Annotated in this window: 13 protein-coding genes and 1 tRNA gene; 8 read left to right on the forward strand and 6 right to left on the reverse strand. The window is 60.3% G+C overall.

Translation table 11 applies throughout. The annotated features are described in order from the left end of the window. Positions 1-89: 89 nt before the first annotated feature. The 3 genes from lepB to purD all read right to left on the reverse strand — a co-directional run bounded on the left by lepB (position 90) and on the right by purD (position 2,645). Positions 90-713: a signal peptidase I gene (lepB, locus tag T370_RS0114305; RefSeq protein WP_005028097.1), complete on the reverse strand. Its 624-nt coding sequence runs from the start codon at positions 711-713 to the stop codon at positions 90-92. A gap of 155 nt (positions 714-868) precedes the next feature. Continuing rightward, on the reverse strand, positions 869-1,372 hold the full coding sequence (purE, locus tag T370_RS0114310) for a 5-(carboxyamino)imidazole ribonucleotide mutase (RefSeq protein ID WP_005028099.1): 504 nt from the start codon (positions 1,370-1,372) through the stop codon (positions 869-871). A 1-nt stretch (position 1,373) separates the two neighbouring features. Further along, entirely contained in the window at positions 1,374-2,645 is a 1,272-nt protein-coding gene (gene purD, locus T370_RS0114315) for a phosphoribosylamine--glycine ligase (protein ID WP_005028100.1), read from the reverse strand. A gap of 129 nt (positions 2,646-2,774) precedes the next feature. Here purD and T370_RS0114320 point away from each other — a divergent pair, with 129 nt between their 5' ends. Further along, on the forward strand, positions 2,775-4,073 hold the full coding sequence (locus T370_RS0114320) for a phenylacetate--CoA ligase (protein WP_005028101.1): 1,299 nt from the start codon (positions 2,775-2,777) through the stop codon (positions 4,071-4,073). Positions 4,074-4,461: 388 nt separating this feature from the next. Here the strand turns inward: T370_RS0114320 and T370_RS0114325 are convergent, their stop codons facing one another. The 3 genes from T370_RS0114325 to T370_RS0114335 form a co-directional block, all read right to left on the reverse strand. Further along, a complete protein-coding gene (locus T370_RS0114325) occupies positions 4,462-5,385 on the reverse strand; it encodes an HlyD family secretion protein (protein ID WP_005028102.1) in 924 nt (307 codons plus the stop codon). Beyond that, a complete protein-coding gene (locus T370_RS0114330) occupies positions 5,382-5,585 on the reverse strand; it encodes a DUF1656 domain-containing protein (protein ID WP_009380126.1) in 204 nt (67 codons plus the stop codon). Before T370_RS0114330 ends, T370_RS0114325 begins: the two co-directional genes overlap by 4 nt. A gap of 212 nt (positions 5,586-5,797) precedes the next feature. Next, the gene (locus tag T370_RS0114335; protein WP_029436108.1) at positions 5,798-7,924 is read right to left on the reverse strand and encodes an FUSC family protein; all 2,127 of its coding nucleotides are present in this window, start codon (positions 7,922-7,924) and stop codon (positions 5,798-5,800) included. 139 nt (positions 7,925-8,063) lie between these two features. Here T370_RS0114335 and T370_RS0114340 point away from each other — a divergent pair. The 7 genes from T370_RS0114340 to T370_RS0114380 all read left to right on the forward strand — a co-directional run bounded on the left by T370_RS0114340 (position 8,064) and on the right by T370_RS0114380 (position 16,833). After that, positions 8,064-8,139, forward strand: a tRNA-Val gene (locus T370_RS0114340). A gap of 781 nt (positions 8,140-8,920) precedes the next feature. Beyond that, a complete protein-coding gene (locus tag T370_RS0114355; protein ID WP_005028106.1) occupies positions 8,921-10,258 on the forward strand; it encodes an MFS transporter in 1,338 nt (445 codons plus the stop codon). A 191-nt stretch (positions 10,259-10,449) separates the two neighbouring features. After that, positions 10,450-11,901: an aryl-sulfate sulfotransferase gene (locus tag T370_RS0114360; protein WP_029436110.1), complete on the forward strand. Its 1,452-nt coding sequence runs from the start codon at positions 10,450-10,452 to the stop codon at positions 11,899-11,901. 239 nt (positions 11,902-12,140) lie between these two features. Then, on the forward strand, positions 12,141-12,527 hold the full coding sequence (locus T370_RS0114365; RefSeq protein WP_029436111.1) for a hypothetical protein: 387 nt from the start codon (positions 12,141-12,143) through the stop codon (positions 12,525-12,527). Positions 12,528-12,569: 42 nt separating this feature from the next. Then, the gene (locus T370_RS0114370; protein WP_029436112.1) at positions 12,570-13,421 is read left to right on the forward strand and encodes a glycine zipper domain-containing protein; all 852 of its coding nucleotides are present in this window, start codon (positions 12,570-12,572) and stop codon (positions 13,419-13,421) included. A 184-nt stretch (positions 13,422-13,605) separates the two neighbouring features. Continuing rightward, positions 13,606-15,351, forward strand: a complete 1,746-nt coding sequence (locus T370_RS0114375) for a S1 family peptidase (RefSeq protein ID WP_029436113.1) — start codon at positions 13,606-13,608, stop codon at positions 15,349-15,351. A 27-nt stretch (positions 15,352-15,378) separates the two neighbouring features. Continuing rightward, positions 15,379-16,833, forward strand: coding sequence for an SrfA family protein (locus tag T370_RS0114380; RefSeq protein WP_029436114.1), 1,455 nt, complete (start codon positions 15,379-15,381; stop codon positions 16,831-16,833). Positions 16,834-17,211: the final 378 nt, after the last annotated feature.

Consider the following 17,211-nt stretch of genomic DNA (forward strand, 5'->3'; position numbering starts at 1 on the left):
GGAGGGGTTTGGGGAGGGGAGAGGGAACCTTTCTGAAGAAAGGTTCCCTCTCCCCTCCCCAATCTTCTTTTCTCCAACCCTCTTCCCGCCTACTCGACGGCTCTCCCGATCCTGTTCAAACGGATGTTGCTGAGGCCGTCGGCGGACCAGTAGATGCGCCACGCCTTGCCGCGGATATCGTTGCGGTCAAGGAAACCCCAGAAGCGGGAATCGGCGGAATCGTCGCGGTTGTCGCCGAGCGCGAAAAACTTGTCGGCGGGCACGGTGATCGGCCCCCAGTTGTCGCGGCCCGGAATCATGATGAGCGGCTGCGAATGCTGCGTGTACGGCTCCTGCACTTCAACGCCGTTGCGGTACAATACCTTGTTCCGCATCTCCAGCGTGTCGCCGGGAACGCCCACAATGCGCTTGATGTAGTCGAGGCTCCGATCCTTGGGGTAACGGAACACGATGATGTCCCCGACCTTGGGCTCGACGCCGCGGATCAGGTAGTCGTCATTGAAAGGATTCCGAAGGCCGTAGAGGAATTTGTTGACCAGCAGGTGATCGCCGATCTGGAGCGTTTCCAGCATGGAGCCGGACGGAATCTTGAACGCCTGCACGACGAACGTGGTCAGGACCAGAGCCAGAGCTACCGCCCAGATGAGCGCCTCGGCGTATTCCCCTATCACGGTCTTGCGAAACCTCTGGATGAGAGAAAGTTGTTCATTCATAAAGAAGGGGGTCCATTAGGGAAAGTGCCCTTCAATCCCTTTGGGAACGGCGGATGCCTTTTCCCGGGCTTGCGGCACGAGCGTTTGAGGAGAGGAGTACGAGGAGGGGCGCTCCTTACAATGAGCCCCCTTCCCCGTAGGATTTTTTACGGAACTTAACAGTACTTGGCTTCGATCTCAGCCCCGGCGACGGCGACGTCGGACTTGAACCGCTCGCGGGAAATACGGATCTTATGGGCAAGCTCGGGATCGTGAAGCGCGAGGATCTGGGCGGCCAGCCAAGCGGCGTTCCGGGCCCCGGCCTTGTCGAGGGCGACGGTGGCGACGGGGAATCCGGGAGGCATCTGCACGGTGGCCAGCAGCGCATCCATGCCGCCGAGCGGAGACGCGGCGACGGGAATGCCGATAACGGGTTTCATGGTGCGGGCGGCAACCGCGCCGGCGAGATGGGCGGCCATGCCCGCGGCGCAGATGAACACCTCACAGCCCGCGGCTTCCAGCGAATCCACGAGTTCGGCGGTACGTTCGGGGGTACGGTGGGCGGAAGTCACCGTGAAGCGGAACGGAATGCCCAGCTTTTTCAGGATGTCGGCGCAGGGGGCGACGGTGGCTTCGTCGGATGCGGAGCCGATAAAGACAGCTACCTTGGCTTTTTCCATACTACAGTCTCCTCAAGCCCTTCGCACCGATGTCGGAACGGTGCTGGCTCTTTTCCATGTCGATCTTGGCGACAGCTTCATAAGCGCGCTTCTGGGCTTCGGCAAGCCCCTTCCCGAGCGCGGTCACGCACAGCACGCGGCCTCCGCTGGACAGGGTGCGGGAACCTTCGCGCTTCGTGCCCGCCTGAAACACCTTGGTGTCCGGCAGGGCGTCCACGGCGTCGATGCCCTTGATTTCCATTCCTTTCGGATAACTGCCGGGATAGCCTTCGGCAGCGATGACCACGCCGAGCGCGGATTCGGGCCGGATGGACAGCTTGACCTCATCAAGCCGCCCGTCGATGCAGGCATCCATGATCTCCAGCAGATCGCTTTCAAGGCGCATCAGCAGGGGCTCACATTCCGGGTCTCCGAAACGGACGTTGTATTCCAAAACTTTCGGGCCGTCTTTGGTCATCATCAGGCCGGCATAAAGGATACCGGTGAAAGGATGTCCCTGCCGGGCCATTTCGGCGAGGATCGGGCGGATGGCGATGTCGGCCATCTTTTCGAGCTCCGCATCGGGCACAATCGGGGCCGGGCTGTAGGCGCCCATACCCCCGGTATTGGGGCCGGTGTCGCCGTCGAAAACGGCCTTGTGGTCCTGCGCGGAAGGCAGCGGGAGGGCCGTTTTCCCGTCGCAGAACGCCAGCAGCGACACTTCCTCGCCCACCAGAAATTCTTCGATGACCACACGGCTTCCGGCCGCGCCGAACACGCCGCCCATGATCTGGTCGAGCGCTTCGAGCGCCTCTTCCTTGGTCTGGGCCACGACGACGCCCTTGCCCGCCGCAAGGCCGTCCGCCTTGATGACGATGGGCGCGCCCTTTTCTTCCACAAAGGACTTGGCGGCTTCCAGTTCGGTGAACACGCCGCAGGCGGCGGTAGGGACACCCGCTTTCTGCATGATGTCCTTGGCGAAAGCTTTGCTCCCCTCAAGCTGCGCGCACCACTGGCTCGGGCCGAAGCAGCGGATGCCCGCCTGAGTCATGGCGTCCACGACGCCGAGGGTGAGGGGAAGCTCCGGCCCGGGAATCACGAAATCAATGACGTTTCCCTTGGCAAAAGACACCAGACCGGCGACGTCGCTATCCTTCAGGGGGATGTTTTCGCCTTCCTGCGCGGTCCCGCCGTTGCCGGGAGCACAGTAGATTTTCTCGGCTTTTCCGCTTCGGGCGACCTTCCACGACAAAGCGTGTTCGCGTCCGCCGGACCCGATGATGAGCACGCGCATGTACTTTCCCTCCAAAATATTTTCTGCTAAATAGCAAACTTTCGTTTGTTTGAATCGACCGACACTAGCCGTTTACCGTCGAAAAGACAACCGGCAACCCTGTTGCCGCCCCCCTGCCGGAGAGACGCCATGTCACCTGCCAAGCCCCGCTTCCTTCCCCATCTTCCCGCCGATTTCCTTGCCGAACACCAGCTCGCGGGCATCCGATGGTCGGTGCAGCAGGCCATGAAGAGCCCCCAGTACCGCGCCAAGCTCGCCGCCGCGGGCATTGCCTGCGGCGAGGACATCAAGACGCTTGATGATGTCCGCCGTCTGCCCTTTTCGGACGTGGCCGACCTGCGCGACGGCTATCCCCTGCCCCTGCTTTGCGTGGAGCCCTCCGAAGTCGTGCGCGTGCACGCCTCGTCCGGTACGACCGGCAAACGCAAAATCCTCGCCTACACCCAGAAGGACGTGGACACGTTCGCGCTCCAGATGGCCCGCTGCTACGAGCTTGCCGGGCTGACCACGGAAGACCGTATGCAGATTGCCGTGGGGTATGGCCTGTGGACCGCCGGGGCGGGCTTCCAGCTCGGCAGCGAGCGCTTCGGGGCGCTCACCATCCCCGTGGGCCCCGGCAACATCGACATGCAGCTCCAGCTTCTTGTAGATCTGCAGACCACCTGTATCGGCTGCACCTCGTCAATGGCCCTCCTCCTTGCCGAGGAAGTGGAGCGCCACAATCTGCGCGACAAGATCGCACTTAAGAAGATCATTTTCGGTTCCGAGCCGCACAGCCTCAAAATGCGCCAGAGTTTCACCGAAAAACTCGGCCTTGAGGCCAGCTACGACATCGCGGGCATGACCGAGATGTACGGCCCCGGAACGGGCCTGAACTGCGAGGTCGGGGAAGGCATCCATTATTGGGCGGACCTTTTCTATATCGAGATCATCGATCCCCACACGCTCCAGCCCGTTCCCGAAGGCGAAGTCGGCGAAATGGTCGTGACTTCTCTGTCCAAAGAAGCCGTACCGCTCATCCGTTACCGTACGCACGACCTCAGCCGACTTATTCCCGAACCCTGCCCCTGCGGGCGCGCCATCCCGCGCCACGGGCACATCCGCGGGCGTTCGGACGACATGATCATTTTCCGTGGCGTGAACATTTATCCCGGCCAGATTGCCGACGTGCTGAACCTCTATCCCGATGTGGGCGGCGAGTACCACATTGAGCTTACCCGCTCGGAAGGGCTCGACTACATGCGCCTGCGCGTGGAGCGTCAGTCGGGCGTCGGTTCCGGCAACGACGCGGGGATTGCCCGCGCCATCGGCGACGAGATGCACAAGCGCATCATGGCCCGCATCAGCGTCGAGATCGTCGATCCCGGCGCGCTGCCGCGTACCTTCTCCAAGGCCAAGCGCATTACCGATTTGAGGCTGAATGATTGAGAGTGAGGGCTGAATTTGAGATTGGGGAAGGGGAGGGAACTTTCTGGAGAAAGTTCCCTCCCCTTCCCCAAACCCCATCCCCTCCTTCAAAGACTTTCGACTTTATCGAATCCCTTTTCCCCGCTTTCCCCTATGGGCAACAGAAAAGCCCGAATGAAATCATTCGGGCTTCTTATTGAGAAAGACGCTAAACAGACAACAAGACGACCCCCGTTCTATTTTATCAAACTTCGAACGGAACGAACTCCTGTCGCGTAGCCTCCCCACCAGTCAAAAGCCTTTGAAGAGGATGGGGGGGGAGCGAGCCGCTCTAGCAGTTTGGAGGGGGAAGGGGAAACGTGGGGCTCCCCTTTCCTCTTCCCCCTCCAATTTTTTCACGCCCCTATCTCTATTGCCCAATCGTCGGCAGAGGAGGGATGGACGCGGCGGTGTCTTCGGGATGAACACGGACAAGCACGGAGGCCGTCGTGCCCGCACGGAGCTCGATTCCCTTCGGAAGCGCGTCGAAATGAAGCCTGACGGGGATGCGCTGCGCCAGCCGTATCCACTCGAACGTGGGGCTGACCGAAGGCAAAAGCTGCTCGCCGGTGCTCCCGTTCTCGCGGGCAATGCCCCAGCCGATGCTCTCCACAGTAGCCTCAAGCGGCGTATCGGAATAGGTCATGAGCGTGATCAGCGCCCTGTCGCCGGGACGGAAATCCCGGATCTGCGTCTCTCGGAAAAAGGCGTCCACACGGAAACTGTCCGCATTGATCAGAGCAACCAAAGGGCGATAGGCCGTCGACATGGTCCCCGGCTGCACCGTCAGATTGGTGATGTACCCGTTCACTGGAGCCGTAACGTGCGTGAAGTCCAGATTCAAGCGAGCCTGATCCAATTGGGCTTGCGCAACCGCCACGTCAGCTTCGGCAGACAGGAGCTGATCCTCGGCCTGCTGAAAGGCTTCGGGAGAAATCGCACCCGGCGCGTTCTGCTGAAGCCGTGCATCGCGCCCCGCCCTGTCACGGGCGGCCTTCGCAACAGCCTGCTTCTGGCGCACGTTGGCTTCGGCCTGCGAAAGCGCCACGCGGGATGGCCTGTCGTCCAAATCAAAAAGCGGATCGCCCACTTTCACAAATTGATTGTCGCGGACATGCACGGTCTTGACCTCCCCGGACACGCGGGCGGCGACCTGAACGACTTCCGCCTGCACCATCCCGTCACGCGTCCACGGATTCCTGAAATAGGCGTTGTAACGGATGTAGCAGAAAACGCAGGCAATCACGATGATCAGCAGCGTCAGGAACCAGCGAAGCAAACTGTTGATGCTCATAGAACCATCCCGAACGGTAGGAGGAGACACACATAGATGACGATCAACGCCATAAACACCCACGGCGGATTGGCGAACCAGCCGGAAAGCCCGGTACGGTTCAACACAAACGCCGTCGCCAGCGCGCCCAGAATGCCAAACAGCACTATGGGGAGAAGCGGCGAAAAATAGATGCCCACCAGGGCAAGTTCATGCGGCATACCCACCTTCCTTCAACATACAGAGAAATATTTGCAATAGAATAAATTCATTGTATTTTTATGAAATCCCAAAAAGACAAATCATGCACATGGCGCATCCTCTCCCCGAGCACGTTAAAAGGTACGGGCTGTGGCGCCGCCTCCCCACCACTCGGAAGCCTTGGGAGGGATGGACAGGGGAGGGGTTCCCTTCCCCAATCCCACGTTCCCTCTCAAAACTTGTTCCGGGAATCGACCTCCACCGGAAGGGAACGCATCAAATCGAGCGTATTGGACAACGATTTCATGATGCCCGCACAGGAAACGAGCAAGTCCTGCACAACCTGGCCACCCGCGGGCGCATCCGGCCCTTTCTCGGCGCGGGCGCTTTCCCGCAAGCCGTCAATCATGGAACGGACCACCGCTTCCATGGATTCAAGCCGGTCCTTCAAAGGTGCTTCCACAAGCGGCACACGCGCCGTACCCGGCTGGGAAGGGCACAGCAGATCGCTATCCACGGAGCGGAGCCGGACATAGAGCCCCTGCATTGAGGACACCATGTCCTGAACCTCCGTGGAAAAAACCCGGACCAGTTCGGGTTTCACAAAAGTCACGGGGAGTTTTTTTGCCAGGATGCCGATATCTTCAGCCAAAAAGCGCGTCCGGTGCAGACGGAAAAACATCCTCAGCCGGAACAGGGAGCCGCGCCGCTGCTCGCGGCAAGCCCGCAAATGGAGCAGCAACGCTTCCGACGAGCGGAAAAAGGCCTTTTGCCTCTGGAGAAACAGGGCTTCCGTATTGGGCATGAACAGCGCGTAATGGACCAGGGAAACGATGGAAATGCCGAACAGCAGCGTAAAGGAGCCAACCAGCAGCTGCCCGAAATCGTATGTCGGGAGGTTCGTAAAATTGCCTATGGACAGCCACGGCAGCATGAAGGCCTGTTTGGTGAAATTCTGTTCCTTGCGCGGAAACGCGAATGTGATGAAAAATCCCGATACCCCCATCATGACGATGAACTCGCCAAGGTTGGAAACCAGAGGATAGATGAAGGTATAGGCCAGCCCCGTACAGCCGATGCCGAGCGCAAAGATCAGCACCTGGCGCAGCGGTTTGTCTTCGCCGGTCATGATGCCGATCAGGCCGAGCACGATGGTCAATTCCAGAAAAGCGATGGATTCCAGCCCCGGAGGGTTGAGGAGTATCCAGCACAGCGTCGCCACCCAGAAAATGACGAACATCTGGGACATGTAGGCGTATTGCTCGGGCTTGATGACGGAAAGGGCCTTTTTTGATGCCGACGGCTTCAGTTCGGGCATGGGCCCGCCATGCAGCAGAAAACCGGCCAGCATCAGCAGCTCGCGGCAGTGCGCCGTCTGTTCCTCGAACAGTTTCACCGCAGAAAAGGCCAATCCCTTCCGTGTCGAGCCGAGTTTCTCGAATACGCTTTCATCGAACGCGAGCGGCTGTACGTCTTCGGGCTTCGAGGAACCACCGGGAGAGCTTTCCTTCCCCAGAGCATCCAGGCGATCGAAAAGTTTCCCCAGTTCGGCGACCCGCGACTCAAAATGAGGAAAAAGGGATGCCATATCCAAATCTTTCATGGCCACGAGGGTCCCCATCCAGCGCCGCTGGAGCTCCAGCAGTTCGGCGCTGCACCGGACGGCGCGCTCCCAGTGTTCCCGGTAACGGTAAACCTGATACGTCTCCAGTTGCACGGCCGGGACAAGCTGCCCAACTTTATCGAGGATTTCCCTCATGCCGACATACTGCGTATACATGCGGCTCATCTGCCCTTCCGCTCCGGCCCCCTCGTTCATGACGAAAAGGGCCTTGTGCCCCGCCATGAGATCCTGCACGCCGCGATACAGGGACTTGATGGATGTCCTTGGAGAAAAAACAAGTGTTACAACGGTATACACGCCGATACCGAGCAGTGTTTCCTCAACCCGGTATACGGAGAGATGAAAGGCATCCTGGGGTTCGTGAACCGCCATGAGGCAGATGATCAGCGTGACGATGCAGGAAATGAAGAACGCGTAGCCATAGTAAACGCTTGTCAGCATAAGATAGAGCATCAGGCACAGATAGAGGGACAGCACGGACAGAAGGAGCATACGCTCTTGCGCGAAAAGCCCGAGCAGGACAAGGGCGGCGACAGCCCCGGCGATCGTGCCGAACATCCGCAGCACGCCCTTTTGCAGGGTCTGGCCGATGCTCGGCAGGCTGATCACGAACACGGTGAACCCCGCCCAAAATGGCCTGTCCAGATTCCAATAGAATGCCAGCACATACGTACAGACGAAGGCCAGCGCGGTTACGGCGGCGGTATGGATGCGGGAGGACAGTTCGGCGGTCATGGCAAAGGAGGGTGGAGGTTAAGGATGCCGCCATAGTACCGTGCCTCAGATGTCCGTCAATCCGCTGAGAGCTTTGAGAATACTCCGCGCCCCTTTACTTCGGGCCTGTTTTCCCCTATAAGAGGCGCTGCATACGAACGGGCGGTTAGCTCAGTTGGTAGAGCGCCGCCCTTACAAGGCGGATGCCACAGGTTCAAGTCCTGTACCGCCCACCAGCAAATTCAACCCCTTACGGATTCATCTCCGTAAGGGGTTTCTTGTTTTCCGTTCCCGGCCGGAACGACTCCTTTCCTGAACCCCGGCCAGCCTCCAGCCCGCCTTTCTTCATTCGAAAAGCCGCCCGCCCCACCGCTCCATGTCCATACCTTCACCGTTTCCGCTGTTACAAGCGAACGAGAGGGGCATCCACTTGCGGGGGCCTGTTGATGCCCCTCCCATGCCTCATGCCTCCTCTGCCTGTTTTTTTCGTTTTTTATCAACGGGTTCAGGCGATGTGAAAAAAAGGGCTTCAAGAAGCAAATATGTTTCTCCTGACCCGATTTTTTTGTACCGGACAGGCATCATAGATCTCTTTATGCAGTCCATACGTTCGTATCGTGACATAAAAAATAAATTATAATAGTATATTAAATAATAAAAGACGACTTGAGTATCGAGGTTGAAATTTTTTTCACTTTTTTCGTGAAATGCTGCGCTCGTAACATTTCCGGTTTCGCGTTTCTCGTATTCTGCATACACAGCCAATCCGGAAAAGGCCTGTACCGAACATGTAAAAAAAGGATAATGGCCAGAAACGTTCCATTGTTTTTACTGTATAAGACATTCTTCCTTTTCTCTCTGCATCGTAACAGGCAGTTGTTCAACCTCGTATCTTTTGAGGCTAAAACAGCGATGATTGCCGAATACCGTATTCTTTCCTGCAATGTAATCGGGATAAAGAAAACGGAAAACGGCATCGAAGACTCTCGCACATAATCGACTTTTGGAGAAGCGACTATGAGCCAATCTACAGTCAAGAAGATCCCCAACAACTATTTTGATGGAATGCCCGTAACCGGCTTCCACAAAATCGTCTTCTTCATCATCATGATGGCCTACTTCTGCGAGCAGATGGACAACTGGAACTTCGGCTTCATCGCCCCCGCGCTCATGCACACATGGGGCCTGCAGATGTCCGACATCGGCGTGGTCACGCTCTGGTACTTCATCGGCATGACCGCGGGCGGCTTCTTCGGAGGCGTCATCTCCGACTTCATCGGGCGCCGGAAGACCTTCCTCATCTCCATCGCCACATTCTCGTTTTTCTCGGTGCTGAACGGCTTTACGGACAACTTCCACGTCTTCGTCATCGCCCGCTCCATGACCGGCTTCGGCGTTTTCTGCCTCATGGTCTGCTCACAGGCCTACATCGCCGAAATGGCCCCCGCTGAATCACGCGGCAAGTGGCAGAACCTCGTGGCCGCCGTGGGTTTCTCCGCCGTGCCGGTCATCGGCGTCATGTGCCGCGCAATCATCCCCCTCGCCGAGGAAGCGTGGCGCTTCATCTTCTACTTCGGCGGCGTCGGCCTCATCGCCTTCTTCGTCGGCCTGCGCTACCTCAAGGAATCCCCCCGCTGGCTCGTGGCCCGCGGCAGGCTGGAAGAAGCGGAACAGGTCGTCTTTGAAATCACCGGCAAGCATGTGGACCTTTCCGAGGCCGCCAAGAACGTGCAAACCAAGGTCCCCGTCATGGAAGTGCTGACCGGCATGTTCCGCCGCCAGTACATCAAGCGTACCCTCGTCCTGCTCGCCATCGTGGTCTTCACCAACCCCGCCACCTTCACCGTGACCAACTGGACCGCGACCCTGCTCAAGGCGCACGGGTTCTCGCTTGAAGACAGCCTCATGGCCACGACGATCATTTCCGTCGGCGTACCCGCCGGGCTGTTCTTCTCATCCTTCGTCACCGACCTTGGCGGGCGCAAGATCCCGATCATGTGTATGTTGATCATCCTCGCCGTACTTGGCCCCATCTTCGGCAATATGACCGGTTACTGGCCCGTCGTCCTCACCGGCGTCGTCCTCACCGCGGTCGTCATGGCTATGGGCTTCACGGTCTTCTCGTACACCGCCGAATCCTACCCCACCCGTATGCGCAACACCGCCACCGGCTTCCACAGCTCCACCGGCCGCCTCGCCGTGGCCGCGGCCCAGCCGCTCATCCCGATGGCCTACGCTGCGTACAGCTTCGACGGCGTGTTCTGGATCTTCAGCTTCCTCTGCTTTGTCCCCGCCGTGGTCATCGCCATCTGGGGCCAGCGCACCGGCGGCAAGTCGCTTGAAGAAATCGCCTAGCTGGATACAGGGGGGTGGGCATTTCTCAGAAGGAGCATTCCCATTCCCCCGAAGCCCCTCCTCTCTCCTCCAATGGCGTACGATGGGGAGTCCCCCCACGGGAACGGATCGGCGTGAGAAACGATTCAGGGGCAACATCCGCCAAACCTTCTTTCATGTATGGAAAGAGAGAAACCAATCAGGAGGACATCATGGGTCACCCGACTATCTATCCTACCGGCGTCACCGTATATAATCCCGAAAAGTGCTGGAACGGCTTCACGATCTTTCAGGCTCTGGAAGTGGGCGCCGTGCTCATGAACATGAACGGCCGCGAAAACAAGGTTTGGAAAGGCGTGCACGGCTTCCCGAACAAGATTTTCCCCGGCGGCTACCTCATGACCTCGCGCGGCTCCCGTGACGGGCGCTACGGCGTGCAGGACGGCCTCGATCTCGTGCAGATTGACTGGGACGGAAACGTGGTCTGGAAGTTCGACCGCAACGAATACATCGAAGATCCCGGCATCCCCGGCCGCTGGATGGCCCGCAGCCACCACGACTACCAGCGCGAAGGCAGCACTACCGGCTACTACGCGCCCGGCATGGAGCCCAAGACCGACTCCGGCAACACCCTCGTCCTCGCGCACCGCAACGCCCGCAATCCCAAGATTTCCGACAAGCAGCTCCTCGACGACGTGATCCTCGAAGTGGACTGGGACGGCGACATCGTATGGGAATGGCACTGCAACGAGCATTTCGACGAAATGGGCTTCCGCGAAGGCCCCAAGAACACCCTCGCCCGCGACCCCAACTACCGCCAGACGCAGCCCGAAGGCATGGGCGACTGGATGCACATCAACTCCATGTCCGTGCTCGGCCCGAACAAATGGTATGACGCGGGCGACGAGCGCTTCCATCCCGACAACATCATCGTGGACGGCCGCGAAGCCAACATCATTTTCATCATCTCCAAGGCTACCGGGAAAATCGTCTGGAAACTCGGCCCCGACTACGACAACAGCCCCGAAGCCAAGGCCATCGGCTGGATCATCGGCCAGCACCACTGCCACATGATCCCGCGCGGACTGCCCGGAGAGGGCAATATCCTGATTTTCGACAACGGCGGCTGGGGCGGCTACGACGTGCCCAACCCCGGTTCCCCCACCGGCGTGAAGGCCGCCCTGCGCGACCACTCCCGCGTGCTGGAAATCGATCCCGTGGCCATGAAAATCGTATGGCAGTACACCCCCACCGAAGCGGGCTTCCTCGCCCCGATGGACTGCAACCGTTTCTACAGCCCCTTCATCAGCGGTATGCAGCGCCTGCCCAACGGCAACACCCTGATCACCGAGGGCTCCGACGGGCGCGTCTTTGAAGTCACCAAGGATCACGAGCTGGTTTGGGAATTCATCTCGCCCTACTGGGGCCAGAAGCTGCCCATGAACATGGTCTACCGCGCCTACCGCGTGCCCTACGAGTGGGTCCCGCAGCTCGGCAAGCAGGAAGAAACGCCCATTGATCGCATTGATGTGAATGCCTTCCGGATGCCCGGTGCCGCCGCGCTCGGCGACCGCGATTCCGAAATCGCCATCGAAGGCTGCGCACCCTACGAAGGGGACAATGCCCTCTGCGTCGCCTCCGTGGACGATCCTGAAGATCAATAAAGAAGCATGGGAGGGGAACAGGGGCCTCCTGTTCCCCTCCCGGCCAACGGCCTCCTTCACGTTCTGCGCTTCTCCACTATCTCCTCTCGGTTGCCTCCTCCACGCGAAGAGCCTGGGCCCTGCCCGGGCTCTTTACGTTTTCATGCCGCGTTGTCCCTTTCGCAAAAGAACGGCGGCCCGGCGACTTCCCGCTCCGGGTCCCTCCCGTCACGCCGTAAACGAAAATACGGGAAGCGACCATGCATACGCGGCACGTTCCCGACCGCCCCGGCGTCCCCCCTTACGGCATCACATTGCTGATTTTGGTGAAACGGCATACCATTCCCCAAAAAATACGACAGATGCCGGGCCCGGCCCGGAAAGGATTCCCCGTGCACGATTTCCAATCCGCCGAATCATGGCTCAGAAAGGCGCTCAGAAACGCCCCGAAGCCGCTTCCGTCCGGAGTCTTCCCCAAATTGCTGGACGAAGCGGAACAGGCGGGGTTCTCTCATTCCACGCTCAACGACGTCGTGGACGAATGGCTGAACTTCGGCTATTGCCGCGTCACCGACCACGTCTCCAACGACATCGCACTGACGCCGGAAGGGGACGAGTACTTCGGGCACCGAACCATTGATGAATAAAGATTTTTCTTTGTACATAACCCGCAACGCATGGAGACAGGCATGAAGGGAAGCTTCACCACCCGGAAAGGAGCGCTTTACTGCATCGTCATGACGTGCCTTTGCAGCCTGCTGGCTACGGGCTGCGCCAGCAAATACGGCGCGCAGACGACGGATGTGCATTACTATCCCGACTGCTACCAGCCCATCGCCGATCTGCGCAGCGCCGAAAAGAGCTTCAACACCACAATGGTCATGGGCACGACGATGGGTGCCCTGCTCGGCGCGGTCATCGGCGCGAGCCAGACCGGGAAGGCGGAAGGTGCTCTGGCCGGGGCCGCCATCGGCGCGGGAGCCGGGGCCGGGGCGAGCTATCTCGTCGCCAAGTACAACAACGAGAGGGACGACCGCGTCCGCCTCGCCAGCTATGCCCGCGACCTGAATGCCGACGTCAATTCCCTGAACCGCGTAACCGCCGCCGGGCAGGTGGCCTACAACTGCTACAGCGCGAAGTTCAGGGCCGCCCTTGAGGACTACAAGGCCAAGCGCATCACCCGCGCCGAACTCGATCAGCGTTATGCCGAAATCAAGAGCGGGCTTGCCGAGGCGTCCGCCATTCTGGGCAGCACGCTCAGCGAGGCCGACAAGCGCGAAGCCGAATACCGGCAGGTGCTGACCATCGAGGCGAAGAAGGCCAGCCGCCCGATCCCCCCGGTACAGACCGTTGCCACGACATCCAAGAAGACCAACAAGGCCACGAAAACCGTCACGCGCAAGCAGACGGGCGACCAGTTGCAGAACCTTTCCAACGGCGTGGGCTCATACAAGGAATCCACGGCGCAGCTCACCGCGGTGAAGTCGGATCTCGACGAGATCCAGCTGCAGATGGACAAGGTGATGCTCGCTCAGGGTTAGTGGGGAACGGATCGGGGGAAGGGGGAAGGCTGCTCGGCGGGAGTTTCCGGAACATTGAGTTTTAAAACATCCATCATTCCCAACATCCCTTGCTTTATGGAATGTTAGGGGCAGGGATTCGATAACATAAAAGTTTTCCTTCCCTTCCCCAACGCCTCCGTGCCATTTCACCGAAGGTACAACTATGGGTAATCCTCTTCATTTCATACAGGCTTCGGATACGTCGGCTTTCGCCGCCCTGCATACGGAACAGGGCGCGCTCCCTTCGCAGTACGAAGCGTTGCAGGCCTATCTGAAAAAAATCGGCCTTGGGCGGTTCGGCACCCTGTGGGCCGAACCCGTTACCGGGCAGGCCACACCAGCGGGCTACGCCTCCATTTCCTGGTATACGCCGCTGGAAGGCGTCGGCACCCCCCTCTCCCGCCTCGACGCGGGAGAAGCAGAACAGGCGCGGGCTGCCCTGCGCCGGGCGCGGGAAGCCGTCACCCCCCATCTCGACGACACGCCCGGCGGCGTCCTGCTCCGCAAGGCGCTGTTCATCCCTTCGGCGGACAATGTCTTCGTCGTCAACGGCCATCCCGTGCTCGTCAACTGGGGCCTGCTCCCGCAAGGCACGGACGAAGCCACGGCCCCGATACTCTGGGGCGAGCCGGAAAACGGGGAAACGCCCTCCGGTGTGACTGGAGCGGCAACGGCTGCAACGGGAGCTTCCGCCGCAGCGGTTGCCGGGACGGCGGCACGCAATGCCGTTCCCGGTGCGGGCCGTGCGGCTGGCCCTTCCGCCGGAACAAGAACAGCGGGCGCTACCGGAACGGCGGTCGGAACCGCCGCAGGTATTGCCGGGGCAACGGCGGGAAACGTCATCATCCGGCGTAGCAAGGCGGGCCTCTTCGGAGCCCTGCTCCTCGGCATCCTGCTGGGCGTACTCCTGCTTTTCCTGCTGCGTTCCTGCGTAAAAACGGCCCAGGAACAGCTCGTTGCCCCGGAAACGCCCCCGGTTGCGGCGGAGTCCCCCGAAGAGGCGGCACGCAAGGCGGAATGGGCCAACCTGCTCCGCGAAAAAGCGTTCTGGCAGGGTTTGCTGGAACTGACGCCGTGCGAGCTGAAAGCCTTCTTTGACGGCAATGCCGGCAAGACGGATGCGAAACCGGACGCCGGAGAAACCACCCCCGGCAAGGACGTTCCGGAAAACCAGCCCGGGGAAACGGTCCCCGGCATCTCCCTCCCGCCCCTGCCTTCCGCCAACGCCACGGTTCCGGCAAAGGCCGTAGATCTGTCTACGCTCACCATCCCGCAGCGCCTCGAACAAGGTACGGTACTCATTCTCGCGCCGGTCCCCGGCGGCGCGCAGCAGGGGACCGGCTTTTTCATCAATCCCGATCATGTGCTGACCAACCGCCACGTCGTGGCAAACGCCATCGACGATATGGTGATGGTGACCAACGCCAACCTGCGCGGAGCACGCCGGGGCATGGTCGTCGCGCGCAGCGATACGCCGGGATACGATTTCGCGGTCATCAAGGTGATGCTCGTGGAAGGGGATCAGGTTCCCGCCCTTCCGTTGTCCCCGACCGTCAACCGGACCGACAAGGTAAGCGCATGGGGCTTCCCCGCCCTCGTTTCCGAACAGGACCCCGCCTACCTGCGGCTCCTCAGGGGCGACTTCAACGCCGTCCCCGAGGTCGTGTTCACCGACGGCGTGGTCAACGCCATCCTCCAGACCTCGCCCCGCAACATCGTGCATTCCGCCGTGGTTTCACAGGGCAACAGCGGCGGCCCGCTGGTCAACGAGAAGGGCGACGTCATCGGCATCAACACCTTCATCAGGCTGGACGCGGACTCCAACCGCCAGACTCAGACCGCGCTCGGCAGCGACGCCATCATGGGCTTCCTGCGCGAGAAGGGCATCCCCTTCACCGAACACCAATGAACCGTTCCTGAACAAGGATAGTCAGATATGGCCGGATATTTCATTCTCTCCACCCGGAAGGGGGATTACCGCGCACTGGCGTTCCAGGGCTCGCAGGTCTATGCCTGCCACGCCCAGCTGAGCGGGCTGCTGCGGACCCATCTCGGGGAAGCCCACGCCCGTCTGCTGGCCGAGCCGCTCATGGACCCGCAGGGAACGGCGGTGGACTGGTACACGTCGGGCCCCGTGCAGCCCCTCGCCGAGCTTCCCGCAGAAACGCAGGAAGCCGTTAAAACGCGGTTGCAGGGCCTCCTTTCGGATATTGAAGAGCTGGCCGCCAGCCTTCAGACGGACAGCGATCCCTATAAAAGCCTGTGCGGCACCATGCTGCATCTGGCTACCCGTTTTCCCACGCCGGAATGCCTGTACGCCTCTCTCCCCTCGGGCGAGCCCGCAAGCCCGCCGCAACCCGTGCTGGTCTGCTGGGGCATGACCCTTTCTTCCTCCACGGCGCAGGAAGGCATCTATGCAATGGGAGCCACGCCGTTCTCCCCCGAGCCGCAAACGCCTCTCGCCAGCGGCGCATCCGGCGATCCGGATCGCATCGTCCGCGAAGGCGAAGTGACGGAACGCCCCATCGTCGCCCCGCTCCCGCCCACGGTTGTGGTGGAAGGCGAGCCGTGGTGGAAAAAGCTCCTCATGCTCCTGCTCGGCCTGCTCCTCGCACTGTTGCTGTTCTGGGGCCTGCACTTCCTCTTCCCGTGGGTTCCTCCCCTCCCCCTGCCCGCAGGGTGCGCGAGGACGCCCGCCGTTGAAACCCCTCAGCCTGCCGTGCAGCCAGCGGACCCCGCCGGCCTGTCCGAAGCGGATTTGACGGCTTTGCGCGCCGAACTCGAAGTTTTGCGCCAAGCGGCCCAGAAGCGCGCCGAAGCCTGCCAGCCCCCCGCGCCGCCAGCCGTCGAGGAACCCAAAGTGGAAACGCCCGCCGAGCCGCCCAAGGATCTGGGCGATCTGCTCGGCGATCTGACCACCATTCCCAAGGAGGAGCCCAAACCGGAACCCAAGAAAGAACAGCCCGCGCCGAAGAAGGAAGAGCCCAAGCCGGAACCGCCCAAGGAAACCCCGAAGAAGGGCGATCCCATGAAGTTGCCGGACAAGGACGACAAGTCGATGGACTTCCTCGACGGCTGCTGGAACTGCCGCACCGGGCTTTCGGACACGCGGGGCAACCCGATCAAGGTCCGCTTCTGCTTCGGCAAGAACGGCAAGGGGCAGATCACCATCATCGACCGCCAGGGCAAGACCTACACGGGCCGGGCCGACGCGCAGATGCAGAACGGCAGGCTGCACATCGACACCGGAGACGCCACCAGCCGCAATTCACGGGGCAGTTTCAACGGCCTCCGCATCGATTGCAGCCCCGGCGCGGGCAACGACGCCATGTGCTACGGCCGCAACAAGGGCGACAACTCCCCGTGGAGCGCGAAGTTTTTCAGGGATTAGACGGCACAAAGGCATTGGGGAAGGGAGGGAAAAGCTTTTCTGAAGAAAAGCTTTTCCCTCCCTTCCCCAAACCCCATCCCTCCTTTTCCAAAGACTTTTGTGTTTATTGAATCCATATTCCCAGCGTTCCCTGAGAAAAGTTTCATTGAAAGGCTGGGTACAAAGAATGAAGGGCCGCCCATTTCTCAGCGCAACAGGTTGCCATTCCGGGACGCATAGGAGAAACTTTTACGGCGCGGCTCCGGGATACGGACGCCACGCGGACATTTTTTCATACCGCCCTGCCCGCCGTCGGCTTCCGAAAGCCTTTTTGGGGAACGCGGTGAAGTTTCGAGAGGGCGGTAAGGGGAAAGGTGGGGGATGTTCCGCTTTCCCCGG

The organism is Bilophila wadsworthia ATCC 49260 (assembly GCF_000701705.1).
GTDB classification, from domain to species: domain Bacteria; phylum Desulfobacterota; class Desulfovibrionia; order Desulfovibrionales; family Desulfovibrionaceae; genus Bilophila; species Bilophila wadsworthia.